16 protein-coding genes are annotated in these 18,820 nt (G+C 40.8%); 1 reads left to right on the top strand and 15 read right to left on the bottom strand.

Annotated features, from left to right (window positions below):
* Positions 1–405: 405 nt before the first annotated feature.
* The 15 genes from CU633_RS20615 to CU633_RS20545 form a co-directional block, all read right to left on the bottom strand.
* Positions 406–1,407, bottom strand: coding sequence for a sugar kinase (locus CU633_RS20615; protein ID WP_101662435.1), 1,002 nt, complete (start codon positions 1,405–1,407; stop codon positions 406–408).
* Between the two features lie 2 nt (positions 1,408–1,409).
* The gene (locus tag CU633_RS20610) at positions 1,410–2,042 is read right to left on the bottom strand and encodes a bifunctional 2-keto-4-hydroxyglutarate aldolase/2-keto-3-deoxy-6-phosphogluconate aldolase (RefSeq protein WP_101662434.1); all 633 of its coding nucleotides are present in this window, start codon (positions 2,040–2,042) and stop codon (positions 1,410–1,412) included.
* Between the two features lie 492 nt (positions 2,043–2,534).
* Positions 2,535–3,647 carry a sugar ABC transporter substrate-binding protein gene (locus CU633_RS20605; RefSeq protein ID WP_101662433.1) on the bottom strand — a complete coding sequence of 371 codons (1,113 nt, stop codon included), beginning with the start codon at positions 3,645–3,647 and terminating at the stop codon, positions 2,535–2,537.
* A gap of 123 nt (positions 3,648–3,770) precedes the next feature.
* A complete protein-coding gene (locus tag CU633_RS20600; RefSeq protein ID WP_101662432.1) occupies positions 3,771–4,772 on the bottom strand; it encodes an ABC transporter permease in 1,002 nt (333 codons plus the stop codon).
* Between the two features lie 48 nt (positions 4,773–4,820).
* A complete protein-coding gene (locus CU633_RS20595) occupies positions 4,821–5,813 on the bottom strand; it encodes an ABC transporter permease (RefSeq protein WP_219620981.1) in 993 nt (330 codons plus the stop codon).
* A complete protein-coding gene (locus CU633_RS20590; protein ID WP_101662430.1) occupies positions 5,813–7,393 on the bottom strand; it encodes a sugar ABC transporter ATP-binding protein in 1,581 nt (526 codons plus the stop codon). The genes CU633_RS20595 and CU633_RS20590 overlap by 1 nt, the downstream gene beginning before the upstream one ends.
* Before the next feature lie 616 nt (positions 7,394–8,009).
* A complete protein-coding gene (locus tag CU633_RS20585) occupies positions 8,010–8,714 on the bottom strand; it encodes a gluconate 2-dehydrogenase subunit 3 family protein (RefSeq protein WP_101662429.1) in 705 nt (234 codons plus the stop codon).
* Positions 8,715–9,024: 310 nt separating this feature from the next.
* Positions 9,025–10,755: a GMC family oxidoreductase gene (locus CU633_RS20580; RefSeq protein ID WP_257959181.1), complete on the bottom strand. Its 1,731-nt coding sequence runs from the start codon at positions 10,753–10,755 to the stop codon at positions 9,025–9,027.
* A gap of 104 nt (positions 10,756–10,859) precedes the next feature.
* Positions 10,860–11,402, bottom strand: coding sequence for a type 1 glutamine amidotransferase domain-containing protein (locus CU633_RS20575; RefSeq protein WP_101662436.1), 543 nt, complete (start codon positions 11,400–11,402; stop codon positions 10,860–10,862).
* A 60-nt stretch (positions 11,403–11,462) separates the two neighbouring features.
* Positions 11,463–12,200, bottom strand: coding sequence for a cysteine hydrolase family protein (locus CU633_RS20570; RefSeq protein ID WP_101662428.1), 738 nt, complete (start codon positions 12,198–12,200; stop codon positions 11,463–11,465).
* 536 nt (positions 12,201–12,736) lie between these two features.
* Positions 12,737–13,513: an N-acyl homoserine lactonase family protein gene (locus tag CU633_RS20565; RefSeq protein WP_101662427.1), complete on the bottom strand. Its 777-nt coding sequence runs from the start codon at positions 13,511–13,513 to the stop codon at positions 12,737–12,739.
* Positions 13,485–14,672 (bottom strand): mandelate racemase/muconate lactonizing enzyme family protein, encoded by a 1,188-nt coding sequence (locus tag CU633_RS20560; RefSeq protein ID WP_101662426.1) that lies wholly within the window; start codon positions 14,670–14,672, stop codon positions 13,485–13,487. The genes CU633_RS20565 and CU633_RS20560 overlap by 29 nt, the downstream gene beginning before the upstream one ends.
* Before the next feature lie 161 nt (positions 14,673–14,833).
* On the bottom strand, positions 14,834–15,517 hold the full coding sequence (locus CU633_RS20555) for a GntR family transcriptional regulator (protein WP_180955055.1): 684 nt from the start codon (positions 15,515–15,517) through the stop codon (positions 14,834–14,836).
* Positions 15,518–16,158: 641 nt separating this feature from the next.
* Positions 16,159–16,791 carry a type 1 glutamine amidotransferase family protein gene (locus tag CU633_RS20550; RefSeq protein ID WP_101662424.1) on the bottom strand — a complete coding sequence of 211 codons (633 nt, stop codon included), beginning with the start codon at positions 16,789–16,791 and terminating at the stop codon, positions 16,159–16,161.
* Positions 16,792–16,866: 75 nt separating this feature from the next.
* On the bottom strand, positions 16,867–17,829 hold the full coding sequence (locus CU633_RS20545) for a helix-turn-helix transcriptional regulator (protein WP_101662423.1): 963 nt from the start codon (positions 17,827–17,829) through the stop codon (positions 16,867–16,869).
* A gap of 730 nt (positions 17,830–18,559) precedes the next feature.
* Between CU633_RS20545 and CU633_RS20540 the strand changes: the two genes are divergently transcribed.
* A partial coding sequence (locus tag CU633_RS20540; protein ID WP_142383446.1) for an IS110 family transposase occupies positions 18,560–18,820 on the top strand: 261 nt, incomplete at its 3' end.

Below are 18,820 nucleotides of genomic sequence, written 5' to 3'. Positions count from 1 at the left end.
GTAGGCTTATTTTGTTATGCGCACTTTTTACTTATGACATATTTCTGGGTTCTTTCAAACTAACTCTTCCGAATTTCCCCCGCTCCAACTTCAGATGTTTTTGTTAATATACTACACTTTTAAAACTATCTGCGAACCATTCAACGTGACTTGAATAGTGTCGCAGATAGTAAATGATGTAGTAATGTTTACTGAACAGTTATTCTACAAAGGAACTTTAGCAATAATTAAATTCATGAAAATGTACTTGTTCCTCAATCGCGCCCGTTTGTTGAAGATCCAAGGTAAAACCCTGTCCGATAAATTTTTAAAACAGGTTTTTCCGGTGCAGCTTTATTTAAACGGATCTTTTTTATAAACGGTGTAACTTTTTATTTTAAACCCACACCAAAGGCCCTTAAATGATTATCGATTAACATCCTTATCACGATTCGCAAGAAAAGCTTCCACTTCTTCTTCGGAAAATTGATTATGATCTCCGTAGACTGTATGCTTCAACACACCTGAGCCAATCCCAAATTCAATCACTTCCTCAGGAGCCAGACCCGATACAATCCCATGTAAAACACCTGCGGCAAATGCGTCTCCCCCACCGATTCGATCTAAGATTTCAAATGACACATGATCGCTTTCATACAAATGATCTTCAAAATAAATATAGCCTGCCAGTTCATTTTTCAATGTGGAGAATACCGTTCGCCTGGTAGACGCAAGATATTTTATCTTGTAACGTTCAGCAAATTCTCTATAAAACCGTTCCAAAGTCCCTTTATCAAATTCATCCGGACCTTCAAACCCGAGAAGATACACAAAGTCTTTATAACCTGCAAAACAAATATCAACGTGAGGCAAAATTTCCAAAAAGGTTTCTTTAGCCTCTTCTACGGTCCATAGCTTACTACGATAATTAAAATCAAAACTGACTTGAACATTCCGCTTTTTCGCTTCCTGGATGCCGGCTAAAGTGAACTCTTTCATGCCTTTACTCAATGCCGGTGTGATACCGGTTACGTGCAAGAGGTCCACCTTATCACACACGTAATCCCAGTCGATATCTTGATCAGGCAACTCAAGAACAGATGAAGCTTTCCGGTCATAAATAACTTTAGCCCGTCGAAGCGAAAAGCCTCCTTCATAAAAATAGATACCCAGGCGTTCGCCAAGACGAAAAACTAATGATGTATCAACACCAGATGCCTGCAAATGAGACAGGGCCGCATCTCCGATATCGTTTGGCGGAAAAGCCGACAAAAAGGAAACATCATGACCAAACCGGCTAAGGGATACAGCAACATTTGCTTCGGCCCCGCCATAGTTCGCTGTAAAATTCCCACCCAGATTTAATCTCTGATGGTTTACAGGTGTGAGTCTTAATAATAATTCACCCATTGTAAGGATTTTGGCCATGTTTATCCCCCCTGTACCTTTTTCCGAAACTCGTTTGCGAGTGACTCCACTTTGTCATAATCACCTTCTTTTGCCGGATGGGTAATCTCCCCGCCGACACCAACCATTACCGCCCCGGCTGCCAGCCAGGATCCGACGTTATCAGTCGTAATCCCGCCCGTTGGCATAATATTCAAATAAGGGAGCGGCCCATGAATATTTTTAATAAAAGAAGGCTCATAAGATTGGCCCGGAAATAGTTTCAAAACTGAGACACCATATTCAGTCGCCCGCAACATCTCATTAACCGTCATACATCCAGGTAAGTATGGAATCTGGTATCGATTGCATAACTTTGCCGTTTCTTTATCAAAAGATGGGCTTACGATAAATTTCGCTCCAGATATGATAGCGATTCTGGCAGTCTCGCTGTCTAATACGGTACCCGCCCCTACCAGCAAATCTTCATCGTATCGGTCGATCAGCTTTTCTATGAGATGTCCTACTTTAGGTACGGTAAAGGTAACCTCCAATGTCTTTATTCCGCCCTTTACACACGCCTCAGCGGTTTTTTCTGCCATTGTCAGGTTATCACCACGAATGACAACAGCTAGTTTACTCGCTATCATTTGATTTAAAATCGTATAGGTTTGCATCCAATTCCCCTTTCTAAACATCTGAATATGTTGAAAATCCTCCAGTCAATCGGTATAACAATTTAAATCACAAAACTGGATAACTGATGATCAACTAATCAAAGTTATGTAACTACGTATTCCTTGGGCTCCCCAAACTGTTCCAAAGGTGTTTGCGATAAATTTTATTGGCGCGCGATCACTAAATTCTCCGTCTTCTTAAAAACATTAAACCTCTGTTTTGATCTGTAAGAAAAAAAACCGGCGCAATCGCATTGACACGAATGCCAATTGAAATGGCACCTTCATATCCAATATGCAGAAGGCAGACCCGGTTATGAATTATATGATCGCGCCCTTGGGGCAACTTAATTAAATGGGATTATTGATACTCTAAGGTTGGTTTTTTGTGCAATTGAGATAATTCATTTCAAACGGCCTCGGTCCGGGCCTACGTGACTCGTCGAGCCTTCTTCACGATGATGGTTCCCACGTTTATCCTGAATTTGTGCCTTATTTGCGGTCAGTATTTAATGCCCATTCTGTGTATGATTCTGTAATATCCACATTCGTTTTATCAACGATTTCTGTCGGAACATTCTGAATTCTATCAACGCTATATCCAAGAAGTTTTGTTGTAAACACTGATTTTATCAATTCGCGGCCCGTATCAACCGGACCCACATTCACAGTAGCTGTCAGCTTTCCATCGCGGATAGATTCATACCCTGATTTAAGGCCATCGGCACCGATTACCATGATCCCCTTTTTGCCATCCCACAGTTTTAAACCGCGAGATTCCACAGCCTGTACGGCTCCAAGTGCCATCTCCTCATTTTCTCCATAGATAAAATCCACATCAGGATGTGCTTGGAGTAAATTTTCTGCAGCCTGCATTCCTTTGTCTCGAACGTAATCACCTCGTTGCTCCCCGACGATTTCCATGTCAGGATATTCCTGTATTGCCTCGAGAAAACCGTTTTTACGTGATGTGGACCAGTGGCCAGGCAGACCCCAAACTAACAGGATCTTTCCCTTTCCTTTTAGTTTTTTTGCTGCATACTTACCTACTAAATATCCAGATTGGTAATGGTTGTTGTAGCTGATAACGGAAGTGGCTTTTAATTCTTTTTCATCCCACATTTCAGCTGGCATATTGAACATAAAGATCTGTGTACCTTGTTTCATTGCTTTCTCATAAACCGCATTCATTGAATCAAAATCCCCTGCTGAGCATACAAAAATGGCATCAAAGTCTTTAGAAGTCCAATCCTCAATGGTTGCAATTTGAGATTCCACGGATTGAAAATCACCAGGTGTTGCCATTTCGAATTGAAAATTTACTCCGAAGCGATCACTTAATTCATTCATCATGGTGTTTGCCCCGCCCTCAATAATATCGTAGTATTCAGAGGCAGCTGGAGGTGTAAAACCGATTTTCAGGGTTTTTCCATCTGTTTTTTCTCTTACAAATTTCTCAAAGTTTCCGTCGCCCCACTGATAGGCAGTATTGCTTGAAGAGGTTGAAGCTTTGTTTTGGTTACCGTTTTCACACCCTGTTAAAATCATAGCGGTTAATAGGGTAGCGATTATTCCGATTTTCATGCTCAACTTTCCAAATGACATGTATTGCCCCTCCTTTTTTTGAATGCTGATGGTCAAATATTCCTGCTTTTCATTTGTCGGCTTTTCGTACGATAAAACTCGTGTCACCTCCTTTAAGGGGATTTAACCTGCTTATATTTTTGTTTAATCTTGAGATTCTACTGATTTAGACCCTCCCAAAGCATTTACGGTAACCGCAATCAGGATTATGGCGCCCACCACAATGGTTTCCCAGTAAGGAGGCACGTTTAGAAGATTCAATGCATTCTTGATTAAGGCTAAAATAAATGCCCCAAGTGCCGCTCCTACCAGGCTGCCTTTCCCGCCCGCTAAACTGGTTCCACCGATGATAGCGGCCGCAATCGCCTCTAACTCGTAATCTTTACCCATATCTGGGTGAACCGTGGTGAGACGGGAAGCAAGAATAATCCCTACAATTGAAGCGATAAATCCTGACAAAACATAGACCTTCGTACGTAACCTGTCCACCTTAATACCCGATACCCTGACCGCCTCCTCACTGCTCCCAAGGGCCAGTACATGACGGCCGAACCGCATTTTGCGATAGAGGTAGAGCAAAAGGAGAAAGATAATCAAAGCAGCTAAAATGGGGAACTGTACATTTAACACACGTCCCTGTCCGAAAAAATCAAAGTTGCTCACCATATAATTACGGAACGGTATCGCTTCCGTCCAGACGTAAAGGATCCCACGGGCGATAACCATCATAGATAGTGTTGCGATAAATGGTGAAATTCTTAATTTCGTAATGACAAGGCCATTTACCAGACCGATAATTACACCTACAGCCAAACCACCTATAATAGCCAAGACAATGTTTATGTCATTCACAAGCAGCCACGCGGTCATCCCTCCCGATATACCGACAACCGACCCTACCGATAAGTCAATTCCGCCTGTTGAAAGGACAAAGGTCATACCAAACGCGAGTATCATCACGAATACGGATTGTTGCAGCACATTCATCAGATTGGTGTAGCTTAAAAAATGGTCAGAGGCAAATGACATCAGGAATATAAGTATGGCTAAGAATATGACAAGGCCAATAATCTGCCGGTCAATTCTCAGCAAACTTTGAGAAAAGGAATATACGTTAGGCTGAGGCTGTATATTGTTATTTTCCAATTTAAGTGACCTCCTTCGAAAACGTCAGTTTTTATCCAATCAATAGGATCAATCAGATTTCGCACTTGTAAAACGCTCTGCTCCTACAGCCACCACAATGATCAATCCTGTGATTATCAAACGATAAAACTGATTGACTCCCAGGAGGTTCAAGCCGTTCGATACAAGGGCAAGAATAATGGCACCTACAGCTGTTCCAACTACGCTTCCTTTTCCACCAAACATACTGGTTCCTCCTATGACCACAGCAGCAATCGCATCCAATTCATAAGTCGTTCCCATGAGCGGCTGTACAGATGTAAGGCGTGAAGTAAGCAGGATGCCCGATCCCGCTGCAAGTAACCCTGAAAGTGCGTAAACACGAATCTTTACCCGATCAGTGTGAATGCCCGATAATTGCGCCACTTGCCTATTGGAGCCAACAGTAATCACTTTACGTCCAAAGATGGTCGAATGAAACACGAAATAACAGATCAGAAAAATAATCAATGTAATGATTACCGCAAAAGGGATACCGAGCACACTTCCCTGAGCCAGAAATTTAAAATCAGATGTGGCAAAATCCCGGATTGGCTGATCAGCGGTGAACAGAAATAACAAACCACGTGCTATATAGAGCATTGCAAAAGTTACCAAAAAGGGAGAGATTCGAAGCTTTGAAATGACAAGACCGTTGAACGTGCCGATTAACGCTCCTAAAATCAATCCGGCAAGGATTGCAGCCCACATGTTAGTACCGTTCATCATCAACCATCCCGTGACTCCTCCGCAAAGACCAAGGACCGAACCAACCGATAGATCAATGCCTCCCATCGATAACACGAACATGGTGCCAAAGGCAACGACCATAATAAATACTGATTGCAAAAGCAGATTTGAAATATTTCCCCCCGTCAGGAAGAATGGTGAGGATATGGATAAAACGATAAACAATAATACTAGGACAGCTAACACGCCTATTCCTTCGCGTTTAAAAATGGAAAGTGGATTTTTCGAATAGGTTATTGTTGTCGAGTCATTCATCACTTTAGAATCATTCATCATCTATGACCTCCCGAAGCGAATATGGTAATGTTCTCTTCTATCGCTTCTTCGCGTGAAAAACCTCCTGAAGCGTACATGGTAATGTTCTCTTCTGTCGCTTCTTCGCGTGAAAATTCGTGAACAATTTCTCCTTTGTGCATCACATATATTCGGTCGCACAAGCCCAACAGCTCGGGGAGTTCCGAAGAGACTAGGAGAACCCCGCCTCCATTTTGCACAAACTCCGCGACGAGATTATACACTTCAATTTTAGCCCCCACATCGATCCCTTGGGTTGGTTCATCAAAGATCAACACCTTTGGCTGTGTGAAGAGCCACTTGGCTAAAATAACTTTTTGTTGGTTCCCACCACTCAAGAATCTTACCTTTTGATTCACTGTAGGTGTTTTGATGCCTAATCGTTGTACATAATCTTCCGCGATATTCACTTCCTGCTTTTTCTTAATCACAAACTTATTTGCTAAAACTCGGTCCATGGCGGCCATCGTGATGTTGTGGCTGACCGACATGTCGATCGAGGCGCCATGCGTTTTCCGATTCTCCGGTAGCAAGCCAATACCGGCTCGGATTGCATCTTTTGGAGAACGAATGCGGTATGGTTTCCCTTCCACCGCAACGGTACCAGAGGTAAGAGGATCCGCTCCTACGACTGCCCGTACCGTTTCCGTTCGTCCAGATCCGGCAAGTCCTGCTATGCCCACGATTTCTCCCTTTCGAATATTAAAGTTGATATCTTTTAGTACACCTTGGCGGTTCAAATCAGATACCCGCAAAACCTCCTCGCCGATTGGCACTTTTTCCTTCACAATATAATTGGTTAATTCACGGCCGACCATCAGGGAAACGAGCTGGTCCACATTCGTTTCACTTGTATTTACGGTTCCAACGTATTTTCCGTCACGCATGATACACATACGATCCGCCAGTAAGAATAGCTCACGAAGGTGATGTGATACATAAATGATGGATACACCTTGATCCTTCAAAACGCGAATGAAGTCAAATAACACTTCTCGTTCATGTTCAGCAAGCGCAGCTGTTGGCTCATCCATGATCACGACAGAGGCTTCGTAGGAAATCGTTTTTGCAATTTCGATGACGCGGTTTTTGAGAGCACCTAATTCTCTTACTGGGACATGAAGATCCTCCACAGTAGAAAAGAATTTTCGGTAAAGTTTTTCTGTTTCTTCTAACATGGCTTTCTCGTCAATCGTTTGTACTCCGCGCCACAAGACGGGCTTAACCATTTCACGTCCAAGGTACATGTTCTGCACCGCCGTTAAATGTGGAGCGAGTGTGGGCTCTTGAAAAATTGTGCTGATCCCGAGCTCCTGTGCATGTTTGGTGTCTTTTATATCAACAGCTCGACCTTTCACCCGGATCTCTCCACTATCTTTTTGATACAACCCGGATAGAATCTTAATCAGGGTGGATTTTCCCGCACCATTTTCCCCTACAAGCGCAAGCACTTCTCCTTTGCGTATGTCAAACGAAACGTTATCCAGTGCTTTTACGCCGGGAAATTCCTTCGTTATTCCGTTAAGCGATATCAGTACTTGATCATTATCAACTACCATCTGTCTCTCACTCCAATCTTAAGTGGATTATCATAGCTCATCAGGATCGATACCTCTAGGAATCACAGCGGTTTCCAAAAACGGCATGCCAGTATGCTTCGTGTTGGTTTCTTCGCCTGTAGTTATCGGCCATATGTTTCGCTAAAAAGATGTAAATGATCGTATTACTTGATTGTTCCATCCCTTTTTTGATATTATTTTGGTAGAATATTTGCTATAGACAAAAAATATCTCATATCAAATATCAAAAAGCTTCTCTAGGAGACAATCTTTTGGGTTGCTCCCTATCCGACCGTGCCGGCTATCATGCGTTCCGCGCCACCAAATTCGCCTCACACTTTACCCGTCGCGATCGGTAAGGGAAAGGTAACATCGTACGGACAGTGCCGCTGTCAGTCGAATCCCGCCCTCCTCATAAGAGCTGGCACAGGTCATTTAAAAGGCATTTAATTAACTTTGGAATATCCCGAGGTAGAGTGTTTTAATCTAAAACGGTGACTTCATCAAGAAAGAACCACTCTTCTCCAGAGTGGATCCTATTTTCTCGAATCGTGCCATACCCTTGGAGCGGCCGCCTAGTTTCACCCCATTGAAAGGCTCTTACATCGGGATCTATTTACTTTCCTCGCTTTTCCTTCAGGTGAGGGATCAAATCTGCCCAGTCATATTCTTGGATGTAGTGATCCTTAACGCTGTATTTTAAGGTGTTGGTGTCAGCCAAGGATTTAGGTCCAGGAAAGCCGATGACCTTCCAACCGATATAATCCTTGTTACCCCCGTATACCGGGTCGGAATAGTATCCTTGACGGGTATGGAGAACCAAAGCACTAAAGAAGTCCAAACCCTCGTCAAACGTGCCCTGAAGAAAGGTACTGTGCTCACCCGAAGTATCAAATTTCATATGTTCCGGCTTCGGCCTTCCTGAAAGGTTTACCAGAATCTCATCCTGCTTTTCACCGCTCAAATCCTTAAAAGCAGAGCCGAACTTCTCATGCGAGCTCTCGTCCAGCTTTCGGATTCCCTCACGATAGGTCTCCTGCATCTCTACCATGCGCTCTCGCCAAGCGTCTACCTCTTTGCCTTCTATCTTCAGAAATCCTCCACCGTCTGCAGATGCGTAAATGTAGTCTACACTCGAAAGGTAACGGTCAATAAATCGAACCACGCCAGCCTCCCGAGCTCCAGGATCGTGATCTGTTGGTATGATCCGAGCTGTCGCTTCTTCTATAGTTTCCCACTCGTGTTGGTTAAAAAATAAGCGAGTGTCAGACTCTTGATCCACAGGGGAATTTATAACGGGCCAATCTGCTTTACTTGTCATAGGAAACACTCCCTTTTATTAAAATAGTCTCTCGGAAATTAATTTTCCTTATCATCTCTAGTATCTTTTTGACTAAGTCTTCTGCTTAATGATGGGTAGATATTACGTTTAAGATCATTAATTCATATGAATCTTATCTGGAGTTTGTCTTTGAACAGCAAGACAAACTCATCAAAGACTTTGCTTTAAAGCCATTTTTTTGGTATGATAAACTAGTAATACTCCGCCAATATAGTAATAAAATTCTGTGATATGCTAAAGCTTTTCTTCAAATACAAATATTTTTTAATAATCCATTATACGTGTTTTATTAGACATACTGTTCTTGACGACCCTTGGCATGGACTTCAGCGATATACTCGGAGACCCTCCAAGCATTGGCCATCATTGTTAGTGTCGGATTAACCCCTAAGGATGTTGGAAAACTACTTCCGTCTAGAATGTAGAGGTTCTCAACATCGTGTGCCTGGCACCACTTGTTCAAAACACTCTTGGATGGATCGTTGCCCATTCTAGCAGTACCATGTTGGTGACAAGTATTACCAGTTAAAGAGTTCTCGGGAATTACCTTGATCGTCTTGGACGCTCCTGCTGCCTCAAGGATTTCAGAGTTTTTGTTTATCATCCACTTCGCCATTTTAATATCGTTCGAGTGTGGTTTATATGTGATTCGCGCTACCGGTAAACCCCAGGCATCCTTAACATCGGGATCAAGATCCACTCTGTTAGATTCTTGAGGTAAGTCTTGAAGAATAATCCCAATCTTCATAGAGTGGTTGTAGAAGTCGCGATCAGCATCCTTCATAGCTATCCCCCACTCCGGTCTGTCTGGGCAAACCCAGTTAATTGGGTGTCCTACCTGCGAAGTAGCGAGAATACAACCACCTATGTATCCCCTTTTCTCATCAGTCTCGTAAAACTGCATCGAACCTCCGCTAATGTAGTGACCTGCAAAACCGTGAAGAGGTTCGTGTACGTCCTTATCGAAAATGCCTGTTGCGAACGCGTATTCATGGAAAGTTGCGTACTTCCCGACCAGTCCACTGCTGTTCGCCAATCCATCTGGGAATAAGTTAGACTTCGACATAAGTAGCAGCCTCGTTGATTCTATGGCACCAGGACATAAAATTACGATGCTAGCTTCCTGTTCGACCTCATGGCCATCCGAATCGATGTAGATTACCCCCTTAGCATGACCTTCTTTATTTACAGTGACTTCACGAATCATACAACCTGTTCGCAAATCACAATTTCCGGTGGCTAAGGCTTCGGGGATGAAGTTAGTCAGTGTACTGGACCGAGTGGTTCCGGGATCTCCATACTGATTCCAAAATCCCGTATAGTTCGCTGGAGTTCTTCCCCTATGGGGCTTCGTAATTAAAGCGTGAGGAATCGGAAATGCATTTATCCCTAGCTTCGCAGCACCTTCGTAGAATTTCTTTCCAAACTTCGTAGGTGGAACTGGCGGGGTTGGGTATCCTTTACTCCGTCGCGGTTCGTACTTGTTTGCTTCTGCAAGGCCTGATACACCAAACTCCCACTCAACCTTAGTGAGATAAGGCTCAAGATCATCATAAGTAATAGGCCAATCTGCAAGATCAGCTCCCTCAATATCACCATGCAGAGAGTGCATCTTAAAGTCTTGTTCCAACGGACGAGGGACCCAACCTGCCCAGTGTACTGTACCACCGCCTACCATCTGCGGAGTGGGAGAAAACTGAAACGTCCTCGCTTTAGATTTTTCATCTGCTCTAACGGTCCTTGGGCTAATCTTCGGGTCCGGCCAAAGATAGTTTCTGTTAAGATATTTAAGTTCATCACCAGAAAAGTTCTCTATTTTCATACGAGGACCTTTCTCTAACACTACCACCTTTAATCCTGCTTCTGCCAAAACCTTTGCGGTAGTTCCACCAGTGGCACCTGCCCCCACGATACATACGTCGACCGGATCTGGATTCTTAATATACGTCATATATTTTTCTTCCCCTTTCTTGTCGAGTTTTTTTTCACAAAATGGATGGTCTTGAATTAGTCCATCCATTTTGTGCAATACAGTGCTTTCTCGTTTCCAATATCATTTTTGACATAATAGAATCATAGTTTTTTTCAACTCTATCAAATCCTCGTAATAACTGTCCGCTCCTCTTAAACTTTACTTGCTACGGACGCATGTTCTAAGTATCCTACAATCTCTCGGGCGAAGGCTGGTAAATCGACAGGTGTTCGGGACGTAATCACGTTCCCATCGCACACGACCTCAGCATTTACCCACTCGCCCCCGGCGTTCACTACATCGTCGCGAATCGGCAGATAGCCCGTCACCCGTCGGCCACGTACCGCACCCGCAGAAACAAGCATCCATCCACCGTGGCAGATAGCCGCCGTCAACTTCCCGGACTCGTAAGCCTCTCGGACGAGATCAACCATGGGCTGAGAGAGTCGCATGTGATCCGGTGCGAATCCTCCGGGAACTATAACAGCATCAATGTCATCGACCTTTACTTCATCTGCAGATTTGTCAGCGGTCATTGGATAGCCAAGCTTACTGTGATAAGTGGATTTCCTTCCAGAGCCAACGATTACAACCGTCGCCCCCTCCTCTTGCAATCGATAGGTTGGATACCATGCTTCCATTTCCTGATAATCATCTTCGATAAGTAATGCAACACGCTTACCTTTTAATTTCATTTCTTTTGCTCCCTTCATTACATCCTGTTAGTGTTACGATCAATCAATCAACCGCTTAAATTAAGCATGCTGGTATTTGCTCTTAGCTGCTTCTATCCTTTCGAAGCATTCGTCACTTGTGATAACGTCTCCGTAGTTCATTTGGATATTTCTTAAGAATTCCCAATGTTGCCCATATCCTAGTGGTGTGTCATTCGTATGGGAACTAGGTACTGCTGTCGCACAGTCCGCAAGCACAACTACCTTGTAATTTTGATTCCATGCGTCGATAGTTGACGTAATTACGCAGTTAGCAGTAGATATACCTGCTATAACAAGAGTATCTGATTTATTTTCTCTCATGAATTCACCCAACGGCGTACTATGGAAGGCACTGAAACGACTTCTTCGTACAACAGGTTCCCCTTCCTTCGGTTGAAGAGTACCGGAAAAACTGTCAGTCTGAGGGTTCCCCCAACTTGCAGGTGACTCAGGAGTTCCTGGATTTAATGCTGGCCACTTTAAAGCGCAAATCCCTTTGTCATGCCCATCAGGACGAAGCCCCCACTGAGAAAATACAATTTGGCTACCTTCCTGTCGGAACCGCTCAAGTACTTTCTCTACCGGTTTAATTACATCTTGACCACTAGGGGCACCTCCGACACTCGGAATATATAGCGCACCTTCAGGGTCATTACACATCGGTTGCATATCCAGTACAAGTAATGTTGTTTTCTTCGGATCAATCTCCGGTGCAATCATGGCACTTCTGTCAATTACTTTATCAATATTTTCTAGCGTGAATTTCAAAGTCGACACGCTATTTCCTCCTTCCGATTTTTACCGAATTTTAGATTTATTTGTTCATACGTCACGTAATATGGTGTGTATTGTGTGTTACTGGGTATGTGTTACTGGGCATGTTTTTACTGGGTGTGTTTTTGCTGAGTGTGTGTTACTAGGTATGTGTTTACTAGACGTGTGTTACCGGCGATGTGTTTACTAGATGTGTGTTACGGGTGTGTGTTTACTAGGCATGTGTTACTGGGTGCGTGTTAACGGGTGTGTGTCTTACTGGGTGTGTGTTGTGTGTTCTTGTATGTAGGATATTACTAGCGATCACATGACTTCCACCCCCTTTAATTTAAAATACTCTACGTTTAGTACCAAGTTTCTTCCTAATTAAGAGAATGCGAAAAATAACCATGAATAAAATGCGCTTTATACCCTTCTAGAATACGTGTTCATAAATATATTCAGTTGTAAGCACTTTCAATTTATTGTGTAAACTATTCTTTCGGCATACAAATTAATAGTTTTATAAATCTTTTATTACATCCAATCTTTCAATCTTCCTATCCTATGATTAATGATGGATGTTTTTCAAATATTTTATAATCATGTGCTGGTAAGAGTGTTGCATTTTGTTTTCGCAACCATTCATATCCGGCTAATACCTCACGATAGTCAGTACAATATCCAATTGGAATATTGTTTTCAATATGGTCGTATAGATAAAATGCATCGCCCACAATAATAACAGGACCCTCATTTGTTACAAATTTGACTACCATTCCACCTGGCGAATGACCACCAACCCAGTGCATTGATATACCAGGACATACTTCATACTCATCATCTATTAAAGTTAAACGTCCAAACGCTTCCCCTGCTAAATATGCTAACGGTTCTCTTGGAAAACCCTTAATAGGGTTGATTGGCAGATTTTTTGGGTCCATAACATGAAACCATTCTTTGCGATTTACAACAAAATTCGCATTTGGAAACTGTTCTACATTCCAGTAATGATCAAAGTGTAGATGTGTTAATAAAACGGTGTCAATTTCCTCACAAGAAGTACCAGCCTCCTTTAATAATTCACTTGTATCTTTACTTGAACCCAAATGATCAAACTGGTCCTTTTGCTGCTCCGTATAAGTTTGATCAATTCCATCCATGCCTGTATCGACCATAATTTTTCGTCCTTGCCCTTCAATTAAAAAGCAAACCAAACAAATTTTCACCGGGTCGTGCACCCCATAGGCATGATCATACATAACTATGCCAGGAGCAAACCAGTCTGCATTTTTTAAAATGCTAATTTTATACATGTGATAACAAATCGCTTCCATATTTTGATATCACATCTAAATTAACTTCAATTCCAAGGCCAGGATTCTGAGGAACTGGTACTTTTCCATTTTGTAAGGTTATGGGTGTCAGTAAAAGTTCATCCCTGAGAGGATTAGGGTTTCTATCGAACTCAACTACTGGCTCGTTTTGTAATGGTACGGTATTTGCCGTATGCGGACTCGGCGGGATCGATGCTAATACATGAAGAGCCGCAGCCAGGGCGATTCCTGACCCCCAAACATGTGGAATGACAGTTACACCGAAACTTGAGGCTAATGCCTGTATTTTCATCCATTCAGAAAATCCTCCAGAAACGCAAATGTCAGGTTGGGCTATATCTACACATCCTTCTACAAATAAATCTCTAAAACCAAATCTAGTAAACTCGGACTCTCCTCCCGCAATGGCAATGTTTGTTGAAGATCTAACTTCTCGGTAACCAATACGGTCTTCTGGAACAACTGGTTCTTCCAACCACATTACATTGAATTTTTCAAGTTCCTTCGCCATTTTGATCGCCGTAAAAACATTATAGGCATGGTTACAATCGACCAATAAGGAAGTATTAGGACCAATGGCCTCTCTAATAGTTCTAACCCTCTCTATATCCTCTGCTATTGGTAATAGGCCTACTTTCATTTTTAATATTTGAAACCCGGCATCAACGTAAGAACGAGCTTCTTCAGCCAATTTAGGCAATGAATCTTTGTAATTGAGAACATCCTTGCCTCTATAGTAACAGCCTGTTGCATAGGCAACTATGTTGTCTCGAAATGAGCCTCCAATTAGGTTATGTACCGGTTGATTTAACATCTGACCATATATATCCCATAAAGCGATATCTATTGCGCTTAAAGCTTCAATATATGTCCCTTTTTGCCCAAAATCCCGTGTATCTGCATAATTTTGTTCCCAAATTTTACTCGGATTTTGTATCTCTTTATTAATTAATCTCGGTGTTAGTACGTGTTTAACAACAGCTGCGACTGGTTCAGGAGGACCATATTGCCCTCCCTCCCCCCACCCGATTAGCCCCTCATCCGTTTCAATTTTAACTATTAAACTATTTCTCTCAGGGAAAGCACATTGGGAAGAGTAAAAACGTTCATTACCTAGTGGCGTTCGTAAAATATACGTATGAATATCTTTTACTTTCATAAACAATACCTCCTAAAAAAGTTGGGAATTTGTTCATTCAGTGACCATTACTATAGAAATGTTTAGTTTAAAATTCCTTATCACTTCCATTACATATTAGATCAATACCAATTCTTCTGTGAAAGATTCTGTTTTAGGCCACCTTACTATTCTCATTTCATTTATATTGTTCTAATGTTATTTTTCACTGCAAATATTGTGGATTCTTTGGTTCCCCTAACATGTTTTCTCATTCTGCGCTCCGCAAGTTCACCATTCCTGGCTTGAATAGCCTCAAATATTTCCCAATGTTCCTTATTGGATAATTCTAATCTTCCAGGAATATGATAAGCAAAATAATGATACCTTTGAATTTGGTTCTGAAAATCGGAAACTATAGTCAATATCTTATTGTTGCCTGCAACGTCAAGGACAATCTCATGTAATTTGTTTCCCAACTCAAAAGACTGCTCCTTGTCTCCGTTTTCAAGTTCTTGATCAGCCATTTCCAGTGCCTCCTGCAACAAGGTTATCTTTTGTTCATTTATCACACTTGCCGCAATCCTGGCGCTTATACCTTCAAGAGCTTCTCTTACTGTAAAAATTTCCTCAAGTTCGTCTATCGTAATTTCTTTAACCAAAGCCCCTCTTCTTGGAAAAAATTCGACCAATCCGTCCTGGACTAGTTGCCTGATAGCTTCCCTGATAGGCGTCCTGCTCATCTGATACTCCTTGGCCAGTTTTTCTTCGACTAAGGGAGTATTTGAAGGTAAATCACCTTCAATAATTTTTTTCTTTAATGTTTCATATACCACACTAAACCTCGAATTGCCCTGAACATTGTTAACGACTGCTTCTCTCTTCACTTTAAACACTCCATTTGAGTTCAACTTACGTAGTTAGATAACATTGAACATAGTATACAATTACGTTCAAAATTGCAAAATCGACTAAATATCGTTTCTCTAATTTCAAATTGTATACCATAATATCCGGTTTTATCATTAATCTTGTTATAATTGTATACAATTTTGTTAACGCTTTCAATTTAACACATCTTTTCAAAATAATCAACTACTTTTTAAAAAAATCTGAATATTATTGAAATTCCTTAACATTTGACCGTGTAAAGCCGCATTCTTCCGTTGAAAAATGCGGCTGTCTTAAAAAATATTATTTTCTTTTGATTCTAACCTAAAGATCGCACACAAGATTAGTGACAATAAAGTTGTTTCTAAACATCTTTTTATTCCACAATCGCGCCCGATTCTTGAAGATCGTTCCATCATTATTACAAAATTACAAAGAAAAAAGCCACCGTTGTTCAATAATAAGACTAAAAAGAGATTTAGTTACTAGTTCTATTTACAACAACTTCAGGAGTGCTTTGTAAGTTTTTTACTTCTATAAACATTTTTAGGTTATGTACAAAAAACATGCTTTGACATCGTCTAAAGCATGGAAATTATTTAAACTAATATAAAACTGCTAAGTTGGTTTTTTTAGCTCATCTATTTATTGAATTCATTAATTGGAAGAAGTATTCAGGCTTATGAGTTTTATTTAGGTAATACCATGAATGTAATGTATCTGTTGCAAATACATCTAATTTTTTTAGTACTTCCATCGCGAATTCCAGAGGAGCTACTCCTGATGCAGTAACCAAATTCTCATCAGATACCGCAGGTCCCATCTCATAAAATTTTTCTCCTTTATAATTAGGACAGACCATTTTAATATACTCTAAGTCATTGCTTGTATGCTTTCTAGAATCTAGGTATCCAATATTCGCAAGGGCCTCAGTTGCACCACAAATTGCAGCAACAATAGTGCCAAGCTTTAAAGCTTGGCCAATTTTTTTCAAGATAGGTTGATGAACCTCTTCTCTCCAAGTAGTCCCTCCAGGTAAAATTAGAAGATCTTTACTCTCAAGAATACATTCATCAAGGGAAATATCTGGTTTTATGCTCAGTCCTCCCATCGTAGTAATAATTTCTTTATTAGTTCCTACTGTAACTACTTTTAAAGGTGCTAAATCTTTTTTGAAATATCTTCCTGAGTTTAGTTCAGCAATTAAATAACCATATTCCCAGTCTGACATTGTATTAAATACATAAAGATAAACTTTTTTTGTTTGCATCCAATAACACTCCAATCACAATTGATATAGCCTATTATAATATAACTTCCCTGACAGCTAACGTCAGGGAAGTTATCATACTTGATGAAATTTTATTAATTCCGATAGAACTTCAATAAGTCTTTTCTTAAGACTTATTGGCTCTATAACTTGAATAGATTTACCGTACGGTAAAAGTAAATAAGGTACATGTGTATGTATCACATTTTTTTCAAGAAAAAATACTGCTTGATTTGGAGTCCGTTCTTGTAAATAATGTCCTAAAAACCAATGTTGGCAAATATCACCCAACACCCTTGAATTTCCATTAATAACCAAAGGGGTGATCCCTTCCTTATTTTCTATAGTTGGAAGGAGGTTTTTCATAAAAAAGTCATGTGCTGAAAAATTTTCTGGCCGGTTAAACTTATTTTCGGTTTGCATTAGACTTTCAATTCGATCTACTCTAAAACTACGGATATCATTCCTAAGATGACAAATTCCAATCACATACCACTTATTATTCCAATAAATAATTCTGTACGGATCGACCAATCTATACTTTGATTGCTCTTCGCCACTTTTATGGTATAGAATTTTTACAGAGTACCCGTCAGCTACGGCCTGCTCCAACTCCTTCAAAAAAGGTTCCATAGAGAGGGAACTTAATCGACTTATTACTTCAAGACTGGTTAAATGTTGGTTTATCTTTGTTTCCTGCTCTTGATTTGAATATTTGCTTAGTTTTGAAATAGCCCTATTTAGTGCTTCACCTCCATAATATCCGGCTTCTTCTGCAAAAATAGCAGCGTGAAATAGTGATGTTTGCTCCTCAAAATCAAAAAAAAGAGGAGCTTCAATAAAATTGTTCAATAAAGTGTATCCACCGTTATGTCCTGTGTCTGAAATTATAGGTACACCACTTGTTGAAAGTGTATCAATATAACGATACACAGTCCTTATATTCATCTCTAACTTTTCTGAAATTTGTTTTGCAGTAATTTTTTCACCTGAACTAAGCATCCATAGAATTGCTAGTATATTGTCAATTTTAGGCATATAAATCCACCTCTATATGGAATTTATTATCTATTATATAAGTTTATTTTCCTTATTTAGTAATAAGTAAATTTTACTGTACTTATCATTTAAATTTAACTTATTTCCTTGAATTTGACTATTCTGTCTTGTTAGTTTAAGTATAATTCTTCACAATCTATTCCCGATTTTTAGTATAATCCATCAACTGCGTTATTCCACAATCTGGGCCTTTAACGGAACAACTCTATTGTTCTCTTTCATTATAAAAACACCCCTTTGGATAAGGTTATCTAAAGGGGTAAAACGATACAACTTTTTTATAAACGGTATAACCTTATTTTAAACGGTACATCTTTTTTATAAACGGGTTAGCGTCAGGAAAATGCGGATTTACAACGTTAAGGAAATTACAATATTAAAAAGCCCAATTTCTCAGCATTAAAATTGAGAAATTGGGCTTTTTTTGTTACCCCAGAAAAGCACCCGTTAGCCATCCATGAAGCGCAAAAATCAGCGCTTCACCACAGAGAATGAAAATGGTTGCAAACCGTCAATACTGATTCTACGGCTGGGAGAGGAAGGTCGATACCCTATGGTGCGTTAGAGCCCATCCGTTAGTCTGACTCCACCGACCACGGTGCACCACTGACTGTCGCTCCCTCACGGGAAGCACACAGGGTAGATTAATCCTATTCTGGTTGCTGCACAGCCTCTAATCATAACGAGAGCCGTAGAAAGGATGTTTTCAATGGATGTAGTCATTGAAAGAGCATGCGGTATGGATGTTCATAAGGACAATATTACTGCCTGTATTATCACACCCGAAGGAAAGGAGATTCAAACGTTTTCTACTAAAACTGTATTTCTATTACAGTTGGTTGACTGGATTAAACAACATCGTTGTACTCATGTGGCTATGGAAAGCACGAGTGTTTATTGGAAGCCGATTGTGAATTTACTAGAGGCTGAGGATATTGAGTTTTTAGTTGTGAATGCCCAGCATATGAAG

Origin of the sequence: Bacillus sp. V3-13 (genome assembly GCF_002860165.1) — a bacterium.
Lineage (GTDB): Bacteria > Bacillota > Bacilli > Bacillales > Cytobacillaceae > Bacillus_BJ.
Note: the sequence above shows the minus strand (reverse complement) of the source record. Positions and strands in the feature narration are given on the sequence as shown.